At 63.7% G+C, this 17194-nt stretch carries 16 protein-coding genes; 8 read left to right on the top strand and 8 right to left on the bottom strand.

The genetic code is table 11. The features are described 5' to 3' along the window. Window positions 1-53: 53 nt before the first annotated feature. From CEJ45_RS09500 to CEJ45_RS09490, 3 genes are all read left to right on the top strand, one after another. Complete coding sequence (locus CEJ45_RS09500; RefSeq protein WP_088754896.1) at window positions 54-1385, top strand: ABC transporter substrate-binding protein; 1332 nt, start codon at window positions 54-56, stop codon at window positions 1383-1385. A 170-nt stretch (window positions 1386-1555) separates the two neighbouring features. Then, entirely contained in the window at window positions 1556-2455 is a 900-nt protein-coding gene (locus tag CEJ45_RS09495; RefSeq protein ID WP_039784562.1) for a carbohydrate ABC transporter permease, read from the top strand. Further along, window positions 2455-3336 carry a carbohydrate ABC transporter permease gene (locus CEJ45_RS09490; RefSeq protein WP_088754895.1) on the top strand — a complete coding sequence of 294 codons (882 nt, stop codon included), beginning with the start codon at window positions 2455-2457 and terminating at the stop codon, window positions 3334-3336. The genes CEJ45_RS09495 and CEJ45_RS09490 overlap by 1 nt, the downstream gene beginning before the upstream one ends. A gap of 95 nt (window positions 3337-3431) precedes the next feature. Here CEJ45_RS09490 and CEJ45_RS09485 read toward each other — a convergent pair whose 3' ends face one another. The 4 genes from CEJ45_RS09485 to CEJ45_RS09470 all read right to left on the bottom strand — a co-directional run bounded on the left by CEJ45_RS09485 (window position 3432) and on the right by CEJ45_RS09470 (window position 8253). Then, a complete protein-coding gene (locus CEJ45_RS09485) occupies window positions 3432-4757 on the bottom strand; it encodes a cytochrome c (protein WP_187697660.1) in 1326 nt (441 codons plus the stop codon). Window positions 4758-4771: 14 nt separating this feature from the next. After that, window positions 4772-6553, bottom strand: coding sequence for a GMC family oxidoreductase (locus CEJ45_RS09480; protein ID WP_088754893.1), 1782 nt, complete (start codon window positions 6551-6553; stop codon window positions 4772-4774). A gap of 2 nt (window positions 6554-6555) precedes the next feature. Next, window positions 6556-7278, bottom strand: a complete 723-nt coding sequence (locus CEJ45_RS09475) for a gluconate 2-dehydrogenase subunit 3 family protein (protein ID WP_034330411.1) — start codon at window positions 7276-7278, stop codon at window positions 6556-6558. Window positions 7279-7485: 207 nt separating this feature from the next. Next, window positions 7486-8253 carry a dienelactone hydrolase family protein gene (locus CEJ45_RS09470; RefSeq protein WP_088754892.1) on the bottom strand — a complete coding sequence of 256 codons (768 nt, stop codon included), beginning with the start codon at window positions 8251-8253 and terminating at the stop codon, window positions 7486-7488. Between the two features lie 359 nt (window positions 8254-8612). Between CEJ45_RS09470 and CEJ45_RS09465 the strand changes: the two genes are divergently transcribed. Beyond that, window positions 8613-9734 carry a YjgN family protein gene (locus CEJ45_RS09465; RefSeq protein WP_088754891.1) on the top strand — a complete coding sequence of 374 codons (1122 nt, stop codon included), beginning with the start codon at window positions 8613-8615 and terminating at the stop codon, window positions 9732-9734. A 3-nt stretch (window positions 9735-9737) separates the two neighbouring features. Further along, a complete protein-coding gene (locus CEJ45_RS09460) occupies window positions 9738-10733 on the top strand; it encodes a M48 family metallopeptidase (protein ID WP_088754890.1) in 996 nt (331 codons plus the stop codon). A gap of 72 nt (window positions 10734-10805) precedes the next feature. Here CEJ45_RS09460 and CEJ45_RS09455 read toward each other — a convergent pair whose 3' ends face one another. From CEJ45_RS09455 to CEJ45_RS09450, 3 genes are all read right to left on the bottom strand, one after another. After that, window positions 10806-12047, bottom strand: a complete 1242-nt coding sequence (locus CEJ45_RS09455) for an HD-GYP domain-containing protein (protein WP_088754889.1) — start codon at window positions 12045-12047, stop codon at window positions 10806-10808. Between the two features lie 322 nt (window positions 12048-12369). Next, the gene (locus CEJ45_RS24915; RefSeq protein ID WP_008330992.1) at window positions 12370-12519 is read right to left on the bottom strand and encodes a hypothetical protein; all 150 of its coding nucleotides are present in this window, start codon (window positions 12517-12519) and stop codon (window positions 12370-12372) included. 207 nt (window positions 12520-12726) lie between these two features. Continuing rightward, the gene (locus CEJ45_RS09450; protein ID WP_088754888.1) at window positions 12727-13590 is read right to left on the bottom strand and encodes a LysR family transcriptional regulator; all 864 of its coding nucleotides are present in this window, start codon (window positions 13588-13590) and stop codon (window positions 12727-12729) included. A gap of 114 nt (window positions 13591-13704) precedes the next feature. Between CEJ45_RS09450 and bla the strand changes: the two genes are divergently transcribed. After that, window positions 13705-14604 (top strand): class A beta-lactamase, encoded by a 900-nt coding sequence (gene bla, locus CEJ45_RS09445; RefSeq protein WP_088754887.1) that lies wholly within the window; start codon window positions 13705-13707, stop codon window positions 14602-14604. 14 nt (window positions 14605-14618) lie between these two features. Here the strand turns inward: bla and CEJ45_RS09440 are convergent, their stop codons facing one another. Continuing rightward, entirely contained in the window at window positions 14619-15362 is a 744-nt protein-coding gene (locus CEJ45_RS09440; RefSeq protein WP_088754886.1) for a 2-keto-4-pentenoate hydratase, read from the bottom strand. Between the two features lie 175 nt (window positions 15363-15537). Between CEJ45_RS09440 and CEJ45_RS09435 the strand changes: the two genes are divergently transcribed. Both CEJ45_RS09435 and CEJ45_RS09430 read left to right on the top strand, forming a co-directional pair. Further along, entirely contained in the window at window positions 15538-15984 is a 447-nt protein-coding gene (locus CEJ45_RS09435) for a MerR family transcriptional regulator (RefSeq protein ID WP_088754885.1), read from the top strand. Further along, a complete protein-coding gene (locus CEJ45_RS09430; protein ID WP_088754884.1) occupies window positions 15981-17012 on the top strand; it encodes an aldo/keto reductase in 1032 nt (343 codons plus the stop codon). Before CEJ45_RS09435 ends, CEJ45_RS09430 begins: the two co-directional genes overlap by 4 nt. The last annotated feature ends 182 nt before the right edge of the window (window positions 17013-17194 follow it).

Genomic DNA, 17194 nt, shown 5'->3' with positions numbered 1-17194 from the left:
AACAGCCGTTCGAAAGCGGTCCAATTCGACTTTCAACCGAAGGAGTAGGAGACATGAGCAAGCTGACACGACGCGAATTCCTGGTCACCAGCGCTGCTGCCGCAGCCGCTTCCAGCATGGGCGTGAACGCCTTTGCCGCAGGCCCCGGCGCGGCGGGTGCCGACAGCATCAAGTACCCCATCGAACAGGGCGCGACCTTGCGCATCCTGCGCTGGAAGCGTTTCGTCCAGGGCGATGAAGACCTGTGGAACGCCAACGTCAAGAAATTCACCGAACTGACCGGCGTGGCCGTACGTACCGACAGCGAAGGCTGGGAAGACGTACGCCCGAAGTCGGCCGTGGCCGCCAACGTGGGCAGCGGTCCGGACATCGTGCTGGGCTGGTTCGACGATCCGCAGCAGTACCCGACCAAGCTGGTCGACATGACCGACCTGGCCGATTCGCTGGGCAAGCGCTATGGCGGCTGGTACGACGTCTGCCGCAAGTACGGCACCAAGGACGGCAAGTGGATCGCGCTGCCGCTGGGCGTGATCGGCAATGCCCTGGTCTATCGCGAAAGCCAGATCAAGGCGGCCGGCTTCGATGCCATTCCCAAGGACACGGCCGGCTTCCTCAAGCTGTGCCAGGCCTTGAAGGCCAAGGACACCCCGGTCGGCTTCGCCCTGGGCAAGGCCGTCGGTGATGCCAACAACTGGGCACACTGGCTGCTGTGGTCGCATGGCGGCAAGCTGGTGGACAAGAACGGCCAGGTCGCCATCAACTCGGCCGAGACCCGCGCCGCGCTGGAATACGCCAAGCAGCTCTATGCCACCTTCGTGCCCGGCACCCTGTCGTGGCAGGATCCGTCCAACAACAAGGCCTACCTGGATGGCCAGATCAGCCTGACGGCCAACGGCATCTCGGTGTATTACGCCGCCAAGAATTCGCCCGATCCCAAGCTGCAGGACATCGCCAAGGACACCCAGCACGCGCACTTCCCGGTCGGCCCGGCCGGCAAGCCCACCGAGCTGATGCAGATCACGCAGATGATGGTGTTCAAGCACACCAAGTTCCCCAATGCGGCCAAGGCCTTCGTGCAATTCATGTTCGAGCCGGACCAGTACAACCCGTGGATGAAAGCCTCCATCGGCTACGTCAGCCAGCCGCTGAAGGCCTACGAGAAAAACCCGGTCTGGACCGACGACCCGAAGGCCACCGTGTATCGCGACTCGGCCTCGCTGATGCTGGACCATGGCCACGAAGGCCCGCTGGGACAAGCCTCGGCGGCCTGCATGGCGGACTACGTGGTGGTGGACATGGTGGCCGAGGCTGCCTCGGGCGCCAAGACCGTGCAGCAGGCCATCGACCGTGCGGCCGAACGCGCCAAGCGGTACTACAAGACCTGATGGCATCAGCCTGAACGTCAGCAAGGCGGCTCCGGGTTCCCTCGGGACAGCGGGCAAAGGGGCAGGTTGTCAGGGCCTGCCGACCCGGTACCGCCGCGCTGGCGCATCGCGACGCGTCACTACAGTACTGGCCGCAAGCCTGGCTTGCGGCCCTTTCATCGAGGCACATCATGCTATCCCGATTCCTGAACAACCGTAACGTACTGGGCATGCTGTTCATGGCCCCGGCCGTGATCCTGCTGGTGGTGTTCCTGACCTACCCGCTGGGCCTGGGCATCTGGCTGGGCTTCACCGATACCAAGATCGGCGGCGAAGGCAGCTTCATCGGCCTGGACAACTACACTTACCTGGCCGGCGATTCGCTGGCGCAGCTGTCGCTGTTCAATACCGTGTTCTACACGGTCAGCGCCAGCATCCTGAAATTCGCACTGGGCCTGTGGCTGGCCATCCTGCTCAACAAGAACGTGCCGCTGAAGACCTTCTTCCGCGCCATCGTGCTGTTGCCCTGGATCGTGCCCACCGCCCTGTCGGCGCTGGCCTTCTGGTGGCTGTATGACGCGCAGTTCTCCGTCATCAGCTGGGCCCTGCACAAGATGGGCCTGATCGACCGCTACATCGACTTCCTCGGGGACCCCTGGAATGCGCGCTGGTCCACCGTCTTTGCCAACGTCTGGCGCGGCATTCCCTTCGTGGCGATCTCCCTGCTGGCGGGCCTGCAGACGATCTCGCCGTCGCTCTATGAAGCGGCTGCCATCGACGGTGCCACACCCTGGCAGCAGTTCCGCCATGTGACGCTGCCCTTGCTCACGCCCATCATCGCGGTGGTGATGACCTTCTCGGTGCTGTTCACCTTCACCGACTTCCAGCTGATCTATGTGCTCACCCGTGGCGGTCCGCTCAACGCGACCCACCTGATGGCGACGCTCTCCTTCCAGCGCGCCATTCCGGGCGGTGCCCTGGGTGAAGGCGCGGCACTGGCAACCTACATGATTCCCTTCCTGCTGGCAGCGATCATGTTCTCGTATTTCGGCCTGCAACGTCGCGGCTGGCAACAAGGAGGTGACAAATAATGGCCAAGAAAAAAGACGACCAGCAGGAAACCCAGGGTATGGATTTCCTGCAATCGACACCGCGCCGCTGGGTGACGATCTACATTCCGCTGCTGATCTTCCTGTTCGTGCTGCTGTTCCCGTTCTACTGGATGGTGATCACGGCCTTCAAACCGGACAATGAATTGCTCTCGCAGACCGGCAACCCCTTCTGGGTGATTGCCCCGACGCTGGCGCACTTCAAGAAGCTGCTGTTCCAGACCCAGTATCCGGCCTGGCTGCTCAACACGGTGATCGTCTCGGTGGTGTCGACCTTCGCCTCGCTGGCGGCCAGCGTCTTCGCCGCCTACGCGATCGAACGCCTGCGCTTCCAGGGCTCCAAGCAGGTCGGTCTGGGCATTTTCCTGGCCTACCTGATCCCGCCCTCGATCCTGTTCATTCCGCTGGCGGCGATCGTGTTCAAGCTGGGGCTGTTCGATACGCGCTGGGCCCTGATCCTGACCTATCCGACCTTCCTGATCCCGTTCTGCACCTGGTTGCTGATGGGCTACTTCCGCTCGATTCCCTATGAGCTGGAAGAGTGCGCGCTCATCGATGGCGCCACCCGCTGGGAGATCCTGGTCAAGATCATCCTGCCGCTGGCGGTGCCGGGCCTGATCTCGGCGGGCATCTTTGCCTTCACGCTGTCGTGGAACGAATTCATCTATGCGCTGACCTTCATCTCCTCTTCCGAGGTGAAGACGGTGCCGGTGGGGATCGTCACCGAGCTGGTGGAAGGCGACGTCTACCATTGGGGCGCACTGATGGCCGGGGCGCTGCTGGGCTCGCTGCCGGTGGCGGTGGTGTATTCGTTCTTCGTGGAGTATTACGTGTCGGGGATGACGGGGGCGGTGAAGGAGTAAAGCTTCACCCTGCATCCTGTGCGGCAATGAGAAAGCCCGGCGTTCGCAAGAACGCCGGGCTTTTCTTTACAGCGGTGCAGCAGGCCGACTAGCGCTTACTGCTTGGCCAGCGGCGCACTGCCCGCCTCCACCGTCTTCTTCTCCGGCAGCTGCTTGCGCGCCTTGGCCACATCGGACGCGTTCACCGACGACGCCTGGTTGCCCCAGCTGCTGCGGATGAAGGTGACGACATCGGCCACTTCCTGGTCCGACAGGCGGCTGGCAAAGCCCGGCATGGCGAATTGCGTCGGGGCCTTGTGGGTCCAGGGCATTTCAGCGCCTTCCAGCACGATGCGGATCAGCGAAGCCGGGTTCTCGGCATTGACAGTCGGTGACAAGGCCAGGGTCGGGAAGGTTTCTTCATAGCCCTTGCCGCTGCTGCGGTGGCAGGCCGCGCAGTTGTTCAGGAACGCCATGGCGCCCGGGCTCTGGTCGCTGCCTTTGCGCAAGGCCTGGTGGGTCTTGTCGTCATAGGCCAGGGCTGGCGTGCCTTCCTTCACCGCCTTCAAGGACTTCAGGTACTTGGCCATGGCAGAGAGATCTCCCTCGGTCATGTACTGGGTACTGTTGGCCACCACATCGGCCATGCCGCCAAAGGCAGCGGAATGGCTGTTGCGGCCGGTCTTGAGGAAGGCCACGATGTCGGCCTCGCTCCAGTTGCCCAGGCCATCGCGGGCGTCACCGCGCAGGTTGTTGGCCAGGTAGCCGTCGATCACGCCACCCGAGAGGAACTGGCTGCTGTCATTGGACAGCGCCTTCTCCTGCATGCCCACGCCGCGCGGGGTATGGCAGGCTCCACAGTGACCCAGGCCTTCGACCAGGTATTGGCCACGCACCAGGGGACTGTTGTCCTCCGGTCCATCGGCCGCCACCGCCGGTGCGAACACCTTGCGCCACACCGACAGCGGCCAGCGCATCGACAAGGGCCAGGTGATGTCCACACCGCGGTTGGGTGCGGGATCGGCCTGTACGCCCTGCATGAAGTAGGCATAGAGCGCCTTCACGTCAGCCGGCTTGACCTTGGCGTAGGAAGGGTACGGCATGGCCGGATAGAGCGACGCGCCATCCTTGCGGATGCCGTGACGCAGCGCCCGGTCGAAATCCTCTTCGCTGTAGCTGCCGATGCCGTGTTCCTTGTCCGGCGTGATGTTGGAGGAATACACCGTGCCGATGGGCGTGGCAATGGCCAGGCCACCGGCAAAGGGCTTGCCGCCCTTGGCCGTGTGGCAGGCCACGCAGTCCCCGGCCTTGGCCAGGTACTCGCCACGCTGCACCAGCTGCTGGTCGGCCGAGGGTGCGGCGGCATTGGTCTGCGCTGCTGCGGTGAAGGCGGACAGCGACATGACAGCCGCACAGGCGGCGATGAAATAGTGCTTGATCATGATGGTCGTCATCCTTATGCCTGCACCAGCGGGCCGGGGTTTTTCAGATACTGCTCACGGATGGCCTTGGCGGAGTGATACGCCAGCGCCGTGACCAGCCCGGTCGGGTTGTAGCCCATGTTCTGCGGGAAGGCGCAAGCGCCGTAGACGAACACGTTGGGCACATCCCAGCTTTGCAGGTACTTGTTGACCACGCTGTTCTTGGGCGTCGTGCCCATGATGGCGCCTCCGGTCAGGTGGGTCGATTGATAGACCCGCGTATCCCAGGACGATCCGGTCTTGCGCACGGCCTTGACGACCTTCTCCGGATTCATGGCCTGGCCGACCTTCTCCATCTGGCCGGCGATGTAGGTCAGCATCTTGCCTTCGTTCTCCTTCCAGTTCAGGGTCATGCGCAAGAGCGGCTGGCCATTGGCATCCTTGTAGGTCGGATCCAGCGACAGGTAGCAATCGCGATAGGCCATCACCGAACCGGACATGCCGATGGTGAGCGTGCGCTGGTAAGCGTCCTGCACGCTGGCCTTCCACTCGGAACCCCAGCTGGGGACCTTCTCGCCCGGCATGGTGCCGGCCTGTTTGATGGGACGGCCGCCATAGCGCACGTGACGAATCGACGCACCGCCGATGAAGCCCAGCGGACCGTGGTCGAACTGGTCGGCGTTGAGGTCGTCCATGCCCACGCCACCGGCACCGGTGCCGATGAAGGGATTGAACTGCGTGCCCTTGGGCATGACCACGTTGATGCCGCCGTTGTACTGGTAGGCGAAGTTCTTGCCCACCACACCTTCACCAGTCACCGGGTCATAGGGCTTGCCGATGCCCGAGAGCAGCAGCAGGCGCACGTTGTGGGTCTGGAAGGCGGTCAGCAGGACCAGGTCGGCAGGCTGCTCGACTTCGCGGCCCTGGGCGTCGATGTAGGTGACGCCGGTGGCTCGCTTGCCGGAAGCATCCAGGTTGACCTTGATGACCTGGGCCTTGGTGCGTACCTCAAAGTTCTTGCGCTTCAGGAGCACTGGCAAAATGGTGGTCTGCGGCGACGCCTTGGAATACATGTAGCAGCCGTAGTTTTCGCAGAAGCCGCAGTAGTTGCAGGGGCCGATGCGCACGCCATACGGATTGGTGAAGGGCTGCGAGGCATTGGCCGCGGGTGCCGGATAAGGATGGTAGCCGACATCGCGCATGGCCTTCTCGACCAGCGAGGCGCTGTACTGGTATTGCAGCGGCGGGGTCGGGAATTCATCGCTGCGCTCGCCTTCCAGGGGGTTGCCGCCGGCGACGATCTTGCCCTTGAGATTGCCGGCCTTGCCGGAAACCGCCATGACTTTTTCCGAGAAATCGTAGAAGGGTTCCAGTTCCTTGTAGGTCACGCCATGGTCCTGGATGGTCATGTCCTCGGGAATGAATTTCTTGCCGTATTTCTGCTCGTGGTGCGTGCGCATTTCCAGCTCTTCGGGCAGGTTGCGGTACATCATGCCGTTCCAGTGGAAACCGGCACCGCCCACGCCATCGCCCAGCAGGAAGGAACCATGCTGGCGGTAAGGCACGGCCACGTCGGAGAGCGTATGACGAATCGTCACGGTCTCGCGCGAGAGGTCCTGGAACAGCGCGCCGCGCACCGAGTATTTCAGTTCATCGACCGCCTTCGGATACGGCGTGTCGGTGTTGGTGTCACGCATGTCGCCACGCTCCAGCGCCAGCACGTTCAGGCCGGCTTCGGTGAGCTCCATGCCCATGATCGAGCCGGTCCAGCCCAGGCCCACCATCACTACATCCACTTTGTCTTTTTTGATAGCCATGATCAGCCCTTCTCTCCCAGAATCGACACAGGGCCGTATGGATACTTGACGTTGTATTGGTCCACCCAGTCGGCGTAATCGGCGCGTGCGCCGGGGAAACCGACCATCTTCCAGCCGCCCATCTTCTGGTTGCCGCCGTACATCGGATCGGCGAAATAGCCCTCCTTGGTGTTGCCCAGCATGAAGCTGAAGAAGGTCTTGGCGGGCACGGTATCGAAAGCGATCTTGCCGCCTTCCATCATCTTGAGCACGTCGAGCTGCTTGGCCTTGTCGAGTTCGGCGAAGACCTTGCCGTGGTTCTTGCTGCACCAGTCATTGCAGGCGGCGATGCCCTGGCGGTAGATGTCGCGCGGGACCAGCGAGAGCTGGTAGCCCAGTTCGGGCACGCTGTCCGGATGGAAGGGGCCTTGCATGTACCACAGCTTGCCGGCGCCATAGGGCGTTTCCATCTGGCGGTCGATGAACTCGGGTACGCCGGTTTCCAGCGCGCCGGCACCGTACTGGTCCGAGGGAATGAGGTGATCGACGGCGGCGTTGAGGAAGGCCCATTCGGGCGCAGTGAAGTAGGTCGGTGTGTAGGCGCGGGGCTTGCCCGGCTCGCTGCTGTCGGCCATTGCCGGCTGGCTGACCGCTACGGTGGTGGCGCCGCCTAGCGTGGTCGCGGCTGGGACGATGGCCAACACCTGGCGCAGGAAGCGCCGCCTGGGCTCTTTATCTTGTGACATGAGTATCCTTTGGACGTGGATTTTTGACGAGGGAATGGCTGGACGCTGGCGCGAAACGCAAAAGGTGAATGAACGCACCCCTGCGTGCCGGATGGACGCCGTCTCTTGTTGTTGTGGTGAAGCTCCCTGCGCAGCAGCTGCGGGCACCGCCGCGCAGGGATGAAAATCAGCCCGGCAGGACAAGCCTTCCTGCCCTGCCGGCCGCCGTCATGCCAGCACTTCGCCGAAGAAGGCCTGCAGGGCTGCAGACGCACGCTCGGCCGTCTGGCGGTGGTAGAAGAAGCCGGGATGGTTGGCATCCGGATCGGTGAAGGAGTGGCCGGCCTGGCCATAGTTGACCAGTTGCCAGTCGACCTTGAGGGCGCTCATCTCGTCGATGAAGCCATTGACCTGATCGCGCGGCACCGACGGGTCCTGCACGCCGTGCAGCACCAGGACCGCGCCCTTGACCTTGCTCTCGCCCGGGGCCGGGGTATCGAGCGCGCCGTGCAGCGAGACCGTGCCGCGCACATCGGCACCATCACGCGCCAGTTCCAGCGCAGCGGTGCCGCCGAAGCAGAAACCGCTGGCGCCCAGCTTGCCGGCGTCGAGCTTGACGAAGGTCTGCTCGCGCAAGACCTTGAGCACGCCGTGCATGCGCTTGCGCAGTTCGGCGCGATCCTGCTTCAGCGGGATGATGGCTGCCAGGGCTTGGTCCGGATTGGTCGGGCGCAGGGTCTTGCCGAACACGTCGGCCACCAGGATGGCATGGCCGGCACCGATGGTGGTGGCGGCGATTTCCAGCGCCTGCTGGCGCAGACCGAAGTAGTTGGGGACGGTCAATACGCCTGACACCGGCGGCTGTGCCTTGTTGTAGAGCAGGACGCTTTCGTAATCGATGCCATCGGCGCTGTGGGCGATGGTCTCGATGCCGAGCTCGGTGGCGGGGATGCCGAACTTCTCGGCAATGGCGGCGGTGTTCCAGGACGTGGACATGGAGGCTCCTTTGGTTGGCAAACGCCGCCCGGGTGGAGGCCGGGCGGCGTTCAGGAAACTTGTGTTTGGCGCGAACAGAAAATGAACAATACGGGTCATCAATCCGGCAGGACTGCGCCGTTTCCAGCTCAGCCATGCCTTTTTCTTGACCGCATGTGGGCAGCAATGTTCGCACAAACAGTGCATTTCTGCAGGAGGTCAGACCAGTGAACCTCGAATAAATGCGAGGCCCATCCATACAAAACCCATACAAGCCGCATGGTGATAAGCGGCAACTTGACTTTTACTTGCGAGCAATGGATTCTTGCCCGACCCCATCGGCAGACCTCTTCCTAACAACGACCAACACAAGAGCTTCCATGAACGATCATCCTGACCTGTCCGACTCCCCTGAGCCCTCCCCTTCGATTCCGGCTGCCGGAAGCAATTTCGCCACCGTCCTGCGGGATTCTGCCGACCACAGTGCACCGCAGGCGTTTTCCTTCAGCGGTCGCGGTTCCGAATATTTCCGCATCTGGATCGTCAACCTGCTGCTCTCCGTCGTCACCCTGGGCATCTATTCGGCCTGGGCCAAGGTGCGCCGGCTGCGCTACTTCTACGACAACACCTCGGTGGCCGGCGCCAGCTTCGACTATCACGGCAATCCCATCGCCATCCTCAAGGGACGCATCCTGGCCGTCGTATTGCTGGTGGCCTACCACGTGGCCGGCTCCATCAACATCCTGCTGGGCTTCATCGCCGCGCTGGCCCTGATGCTGGCCAGCCCCTGGCTGATCTGGCGCAGCCTGCAGTTCAAGCTCTACAACACCAGCTATCGCGGCATCCGTTTCGGTTTTCGCGGCAGCTTCGGCGGCGCCTTCAAGAACTTCCTGCTGTGGCCCGTGATCGCGGGCATCAGCGTGGGCCTGCTGATGCCGATGGCGGCGCAGCGCTTCAAGCGCTTCCAGCACAATGAGGCGCGCTTCGGTGCCACCCACTTCTCCTTCCACGGTTCGGTGGGCGCGTTCTACCTGGCCTTCGCGGCCGGTATCGGCGGCTGGATCGCCGGCTCGGTACTCATCGTCATCGGCTTCGGTGGCGTGGCAATGTTCCAGTCAATGCAGTCGGGCGCGGGCTCGATCGCCGCGTTCGGGCTGATGATATTGGCGCTCTACGCCTGGTCCTTCCTGATCATTCCGCTGTGGCTCACGCTGCTGCAGAACCTGGTGTGGAACAACACCCGGCTGGGCGAGCATCGCTTCGAAAGCCGCATGCGTTGGGGCCGCACCGCCATCATTCTGCTCACCAACGTGCTGGGCATTGCGTTCACGTTGGGCCTGTTCACCCCCTTCGCGCAGATCCGCATGATGCGTTACCGCATCGAGTCGGTCACGCTGCTGCCGGCGGGCAGCCTGGATGACTTCATCGCTTCCAGCGAGTCGCCCGGCTCGGCCACCGGCGAAGGCCTGGGCGACCTGCTCGACTTCGATCTCTCGATGTAAGCCATGACGGTCTCGGCTTCCTACTACGACGGCAAGACCTCAAGGCGCCATCTGGTGACGCTGAGCGTCACCGATGGCGTGGCCCAGGTGCGCGGCGAGGTCGAGCGCGATTGCCCGATTGCCCAGCTGCGCGTATCCGAGCGCCTGAACCGGGCAGCGCGCAAGGTCAGCTTCCCTGACGGGGCCTATCTGGAAATCATCGATGCGGCGGCCTTCAGCAGCTTGCTGCGCGAGACCGGCCACCGTGATTCACTGGTGGTGAGGCTGCAGCAAAGCTGGCGCCATGCACTGGCGGCCTGCGCTGCGCTGGTTGCGGTGGTGGTACTGAGCTACCTGTACCTGCTGCCACTGGCCGCGCAGGGCATCACCGCCCTGCTCCCGGTCTCGGTGGATCGCCAGGTGGGGCAAGGTACGCTGGATTTCCTTGACCAGCACGTGCTGGCCCCCAGCCAGCTCGACGACCAGCGCGCCCGCGCCATCACGTCGCGCTTTCGCGCCCTGGCCACACCGCTGGCCGATGTGCCCGACTTCCAGCTCGTGTTCCGCAAGAGCCGCATCGGCCCCAACGCCTTCGCCCTGCCTTCGGGGCAGATCGTGGTCACGGATGACATCGTGCAATTGCTGGACGACGATGACGCCCTCATGGGCGTGCTGGCCCATGAACTGGGCCATGTGCACCGGCGCCACCTGATGCGGCGCCTCATCCAGAGTTCGGCCATTGCGGCTGCGGCCACGCTGCTTTTTGGCGATGTCTCGGCGGTGCTGGCCAACATCCCGACGGTCTTGCTGGACCTGAAGTATTCGCGCGACATCGAACGCGAGGCCGATGATTACGCCATCGCCATGTTCAAGGCCAATGGACTGCCACGCCAGAAGCTGGCGCTGGTGTTCGAGAAGCTGGAAGACATGGGCAAGGGCAAAGACAGTCCGGCTGCGCGCTACCTCTCCAGCCATCCGGCCAATGAGGAACGCATCGCGCACATCCTCGGCGCTCGCTGAGGACATTCACTGACAACAAAAAACCCGGGCGCTCGCGCGCACCGGGTTGCTGGTCCTTCATCAAGCGTGCGGCTATGGTGCCGGGACGCCCGCGCTGTCACTGCCCTCCACCAGCGCCTTGAGCGAATCGAGCACCAGTCCGTTGCTGCGAATCCAGTCCTGTCCGCTGCGCTCGCTGATGACATCCTCCTGGTCAGGTGAAGAAAGGTCGATGATCTCGCTCTCCAGCGCCTCGATCGACAGCGTGGTGGTGAAGGCTTTGACGACCGGCTTGGTCAGGTCCTTGTGGTTCTGGCGGATGACCAGGGCGGTACGGCCCGAGCGCAGCTTGACGATGGAGCCGATGGGATAGATGCCCAGCGTCTTGACGAAGGTCAGGAAGATGGGACGGTCGAAGTGCCCGTTCCAGCTGGCCATCCGGGCCAGCGATTCGGCCGGGTCCCAGGCGGTCTTGTAGCTGCGATCGGAGGTGATGGCGTCATACACGTCGCACACTGCCGCCATGCGGGAATACAGGTCGATCTGGTTGCCCTGCTGGCGCCCCGGGTAGCCGCTGCCATCGATCTTCTCGTGGTGGTGCAGGCAGACGTCCAGCACATAGTCGGGCACGCCGGCAAAGCCGCTGAGGTATTCGTAGCCCAGTACCGGGTGGCGCTGGATGATGCGGAATTCCTGGTCGGTCAGCTTGCCGGGCTTGTTGAGCACCTCCAGCGGAATGAAGGCCTTGCCCACATCATGCAGGTAGCCGGCCAGGCCGGCTTCCTTGCAGGCGGTGTTGTCCATGCCCAGCGTGCGCGCCAGCGCCACCATCATGGTGCACACCGCAATCGAGTGCAGGTAGGTATATTCATCGGCACGCTTCAAGCGGATGATGCTGAGCAGGGCATTCGAATTGCGGGTGACGGAGGCAGCGATTTCCTCCACCAGGTCCTGGCATCGTTCGACGTCCAGGGTCTTGCCCAGGCGGGCTTGCTTGAACATCAGCTGGGTCGACTCCTTGGCGCTCTCGTAGAGCCGCAAGGCTTCACCCAGTTCTTGGCGGTATTCTTCCTCGGGGGTGATGGGAGCCGCCGGTGCCACGGCAACCGGCTCAACGCCTTCTTCGACCTGGCTGGCGGCAATGACATCGCGGCCCAGCGAGATGTCGATCCAGCAGAACTCGAAGCCGGCACTGCGCGCGCGGCTCACATCGGCCGCGTGTTCGATCAGGAATTTGCTGCGCCAAAAGGGGTTCTCGATCCATGGGCCGTCGAAGCCTGAAAAATACATGCCCACGGCCAATTCGTTGACGCTGATTTTTTTGAGTTGTGTCATCTGAGCCTGAGAGAAGTTGCTTCTGCGGGATGCCCCGCTTGCTGCTCGCAACTTTCCGCAGGGACAGCTGCGGGAGCGTATTACCCGACACTCCGACTGTATAACAACTTCGCCCGGCTGATTAGCAGGAAATTCCTGATCACACTCATTAACAAAACCGCATAATCCGACGCCCCACGATGGAATCGGTAGTCATGCAGGGATGGCGCGGTCCAAACGCCTGGCACGCCAGGGCGCACGGCCGGGCAAAGAAAAACCCGGGGCGCTGGCGCGGCCCGGGTTGGCAGTTGATGCAGGCTTGACGGGTCAGTGACCCGGGACCTCAGTGACGCTGCTCATCCTGCGACATGCTCGACAAGCCCGAATACAGGCTGCAGCAATGCGGCGCACCGCGGTGCGATCCGGTATCGAGCTCACTGGAGTCATTGAGGAAATCGACCAGCTTGCGATAGAGTTGTGCGAAGTAGCGCATGACTTACCCCCTTTCACTGTTGACTGATGGCAGGCATCCGAAGACGCTCTGACAGTGCCGCTCTGTCCATGGTCTCGATTCACACGGCCGGCACGAACCGTATAAATTGTTTATATCATTTATTCTATGTGCATGCAGGCCGGACGTCTATCAGGATTTCTCTGACATCGCTGTGCTTGTTGCGCGTAATCATCACTTCAGCCACACCTACGTGCAGTCCGCCTGCACCTTCAGCCATGCCCGGAAAGCCGCCATGGCAGCGGTTTGCGGGCGCGACTTCAAGCGCGTGAGCCAGTAGGCCCCCAGCACGATACGCTGGTTGAAGGGGCAGGCCAGGCGTCCCTGCCGCAGTTCGCGCTCGAACATCATCACCGGCAGCAGGGCCACACCGGCCTCCTGTGCAGCGGCCTCGGCCAGTGCCAGGGAGGAATCGAACACGAAACCGCGCAATGGCGGACAAGGCAGGCCGGCCGCTGCAAACCAGCGGCGCCATTCATCGCTGCGATAGGAACGCAGCAGCGTCTCCGCCCCCAGGTCGGCCGGCGTGCGCAGGCGCGCGGCGATGTCGGGTGCACACATCGGCGCCAGCGGTGTATCGAACAGACGTTCAGCCTCGGTGCCATGCCATGCACCATCGCCAAAACGGATCGCATAATCCAGACCCTCACCGGCCAGGTCGACCCGGTTGTTGTTGGTGAGCAGGCGCAGGTCCACGAACGGATGCTGCTGCTGGAATTCACGCAGGCGCGGCATCAGCCAGCCCACCGCGAATGTCCCGACGACACCCACGGTAAGCACCTCGCGGCGGCGGCCATCTTCGAACTGGGCCAGTACATCGGCGATGCGTCCGAAGGATTGCGCCACCACCGGCAGCAGCGCCAGCCCTTCATCGGTGAGGGCCAGGCCGCGCGGCAGGCGTCGGAACAGCGCCACCCCCAGGCGCTGCTCCAGGTTCTTGACCTGCATGCTCACGGCGGTCTGGGTCACGCTCAATTCCTCGGCGGCGCGTGTGAAGGAGAGATGGCGGGCCGAAACTTCGAAGGCGCGCAAGGCATTCAGGGGCAGGTACACGGAGACTCCAGGTATCAGTTTTTCTTGGGCTTGCATCCAATTATCGTGAATTGTGGCCGCATCGGCTACTGCCTATCATGCAGCCCTGTTGTCACCATTCATCGAGGAGAAAGCATGACCGGAAGACGCCATTTCCTGTCCCTGGCGGCGCTGGCCGGCGCCGGGCTGATCAGCCGCAGCTGGGCAGCCGATAGCACCAGGACAAGTAAAACTGAGGACTCATCCACACTGACCGCCCCCCTGTCGCGACTGGAAGCCGATATCGGCGGGCGTCTCGGGGTATCCCTGGTGGATACCGCCGGCGGACGTCACTGGGGCTATCGCGCCGATGAGCGTTTCCCCATGTGCAGTACCTTCAAGTTCCTGGCGGCTGCGGCGGTGCTGCGCCGTGTGGATCAAGGCCGGGAGCAGCTGGAGCGCCGCATCGTCTATCGCCAGCAGGACCTGGTCCCCTACTCGCCCACCACGGGCAAGCACACCGGTGGCGAAGGCTTGTCGGTGGCGCAGTTGTGCGAGGCAGCGGTCACCCTGTCGGACAACACGGCCGCCAACCTGATGCTGGCCAGCATGGACGGCCCCGCCGGACTGACACGCTATATCCGCACACTGGGCGACGAGCTGACCCGCCTGGATCGCAATGAGCCCACGCTCAACGAGGCCACGCCGGGCGATCCGCGCGACACCACGACCCCGGCCGCGATGACGGCCGACCTGCGCCAGCTGGTGCTGGGCAACGCGCTCACGCCGGCCTCACGCCAGCAGCTGACCCAATGGCTGGTGGCCAACCAGACCGGGGACAAGCGCGTGCGCGCCGGTCTTCCCAAGAACTGGAAGGTCGGCGACAAGACGGGGACGGGGCGTTTGGGCACGGCCAACGATGTGGGCGTGGTGTGGACAGACAAGGGGGCGCCGCTGCTGTTTGCGGTCTATCTCACCGAAAACGCCGCCACCGATGCGCGGCGCGATGCGGTGCATGCGGAAGTCGGCCGCCTGATCGGCCAGCTCATGGCCTAGGCAGTGGCTGGGGCTTAGCCTGCAAAGCTGAACGAGACGGCACCGATTCCCTCCAGCGCAGCCTCGATCTGCCGCCCTGCTCGCGCCAGTTGCAGGCCGGTGCAGGAGCCGGTGGTGATGACCTGCCCCTGTCGCCAGGGCTGGCCGCGGCGCGCGCAATGCAGCGCCAGCCAGCCCAGCATGGGCCACAGGTCAGCCGGATTGCCGCCCAGGGTGCGCGTAATTTCCTGGCCGTCGATGTGCAGGCTGGCGGCGACCTGGCGCAGCGAGAGCGTGGCCGGCAGCGGCTGCGCAGTCCCGATGATCAAGGCGCCATGGCTTTGCAGGTCGGCCATGCCGGCCCAGGGATTGGTGCACGGGGGATGACCCAGGCGTGTCTCCACCACTTCGATGGCCGGCAGGATGGCATCGAAGACCGTGCGCAGCGCCGCTTCATCCGGCACCTGCTGGCCGGGATCGTAGTCCCGCCCCACCCGCAATGCCAACTCCACTTCCAGGCCCCGCATGCGCCATTGAGGACCATGCAGTTCGGCCCCCGACGCCACCACGCCCGAGGCGGGCAAGGGCGCACAACCGGGCAGGCTGCCATCGCCCTTGCTGCCGACTTTCCAACCGCCGACCGGGCCGAGGCGGCGCAATTGCGCATCCTGCACGGCATAGGCGGTGTCGGCGTCGCCTACGGCCAGGCGGCGCCAGTCCAGCGCCAGGCCGCTGTGGCGGGCGTCGAGCAGAAGTTGTGTGGCGGCATCGATGTGCATGCGGAAAATCTCCGGGACAGAAATATGGGCAGCGCGCATTGTACTGGCTCGATCGCCGCTCGCCCACCTGCAGCGCGACAATGAACTCGCCTGCACCAGCGCACTCCCACACAGGCGCCGATAATGGCAGGCAGCGCTTGACTTAGAGCGCACTTCAACTTCTAGACTGGCTGCCATGACCACTTCCCTGACCATTGCCCAAGCGGCCGAAGCTACTGGCTTGTCGGTGCATACCCTGCGTTACTACGAACGCATCGGCCTGCTCGATCCGGTGGAACGGCGTGACAACCGCCATCGCCGCTACACCCAGGAAGACCTGAACTGGATCGACTTCCTGAAGAAGCTCAAGGCCACCGGCCTGCCGGTGCGTGCCATGCTGCACTATGCCGAGCTGCGCCGCGAGGGCAATACCCTGGAAAGCGTCATTGAACGCAAGGCCATGCTGCAAGCGCATACGCTTTGCGTCCAACACACCCTGGCCGAGCTGCAGGAGAACCTGGCAGTCCTGCAGCGCAAGCTGGTCCTGTATGACGAACTGGAGCAAGCGGCTCGCGCTGCGGGTGCCCGCGCACCACGCAACAGCGCGCCCACGCCTCCCACCCCCGAAAGGATGGCACCATGACCGAACCCCTCACCACCCACCTGCAACCGGATTCGCACGTCGGCACCCGCCGCCTGGGCAGCAACGGCCCGCTGGTCTCGGCCATCGGCCTGGGCTGCATGGGCATGAGCGATTTCTACGCGCAGCGTGACGACGCCGAATCGCTGGCCACCATTGACCGCGCCCTGGAGCTGGGCATCAACCTGCTCGACACGGCCGACATGTATGGCCCCTACACCAATGAAGAACTGATCGGGCGCGCCATCCGGGGCCGCCGCGACAAATTCTTCATCGCCACGAAATTCGGCATCCGGCGTGACCCGGCCAATCCGACCGCACGCGGCGTGGACGGCAGCCCGGCCTACATCCGCCAGGCGGTCGAAGGCAGCCTCAAGCGCCTGGGCATCGAGACCATCGATCTCTACTACCAGCACCGCATCGACCCGAACACGCCCATCGAGGCCACCATGGGCGTGCTGGCCGATCTGGTCGACGCTGGCAAGATCCGCTACATCGGCTTGTCCGAGGCCTCGTCGGCGACGCTGGAACGGGCCCACCGGGTGCATCCGGTGACGGCACTGCAGAGCGAATATTCCCTGTGGACCCGCGATCCGGAAGCCGATGTGCTGGCCACCTGCCGCGCACTGGGCATCGGCTTCGTGGCCTACAGCCCGCTGGGCCGGGGTTTCCTGACCGGCGCGCTGCTGCGCTTCGAGGATCTGGCCGAGGATGATTTCCGGCGCACCAATCCGCGCTTCCAGGGCGAGAATTTCGCCCGCAACCTGCGGCTGGTGGAGGAAGTGAAGAAAATGGCAGCCCACCACGGCTGCACGCCCAGCCAGCTGGCACTGGCCTGGGTGATGGCGCAGGACCCGCACATCGTGCCCATCCCCGGCACCAAACGCCGCCGCTACCTGGAAGAAAACGCGGGCGCATTCTCGGTGAAGCTTTCTTCCGCGGACCTGCTGGCCCTGGATACGGTCTTCCCGCGCGGGGCGGCAGCGGGCGAGCGATACGCCGAGGTCGGCATGGCTACGCTGAACCGCTGAACTGCCCGGGATACGAGGGCAGATGCATGGTCGCGCTGGCCCCGGAAAATGCCCTCCCCCACCCGCTGGTTCGAGCAAGCCGGGGATTCATCGCTGTCGCAATGGGCAAGCGCCCGGCGAGCTCGCCGCTGGTCGGAAAAGGCAATGGCCAGGGATTGGCGCATGCGGGGCTCGGGTGAGCA

The sequence above is a fragment of the Herbaspirillum aquaticum genome, from assembly GCF_002213425.1.
In the GTDB taxonomy this organism is placed as follows: domain Bacteria; phylum Pseudomonadota; class Gammaproteobacteria; order Burkholderiales; family Burkholderiaceae_D; genus Herbaspirillum; species Herbaspirillum aquaticum.
Note: the sequence above shows the minus strand (reverse complement) of the source record. Positions and strands in the feature narration are given on the sequence as shown.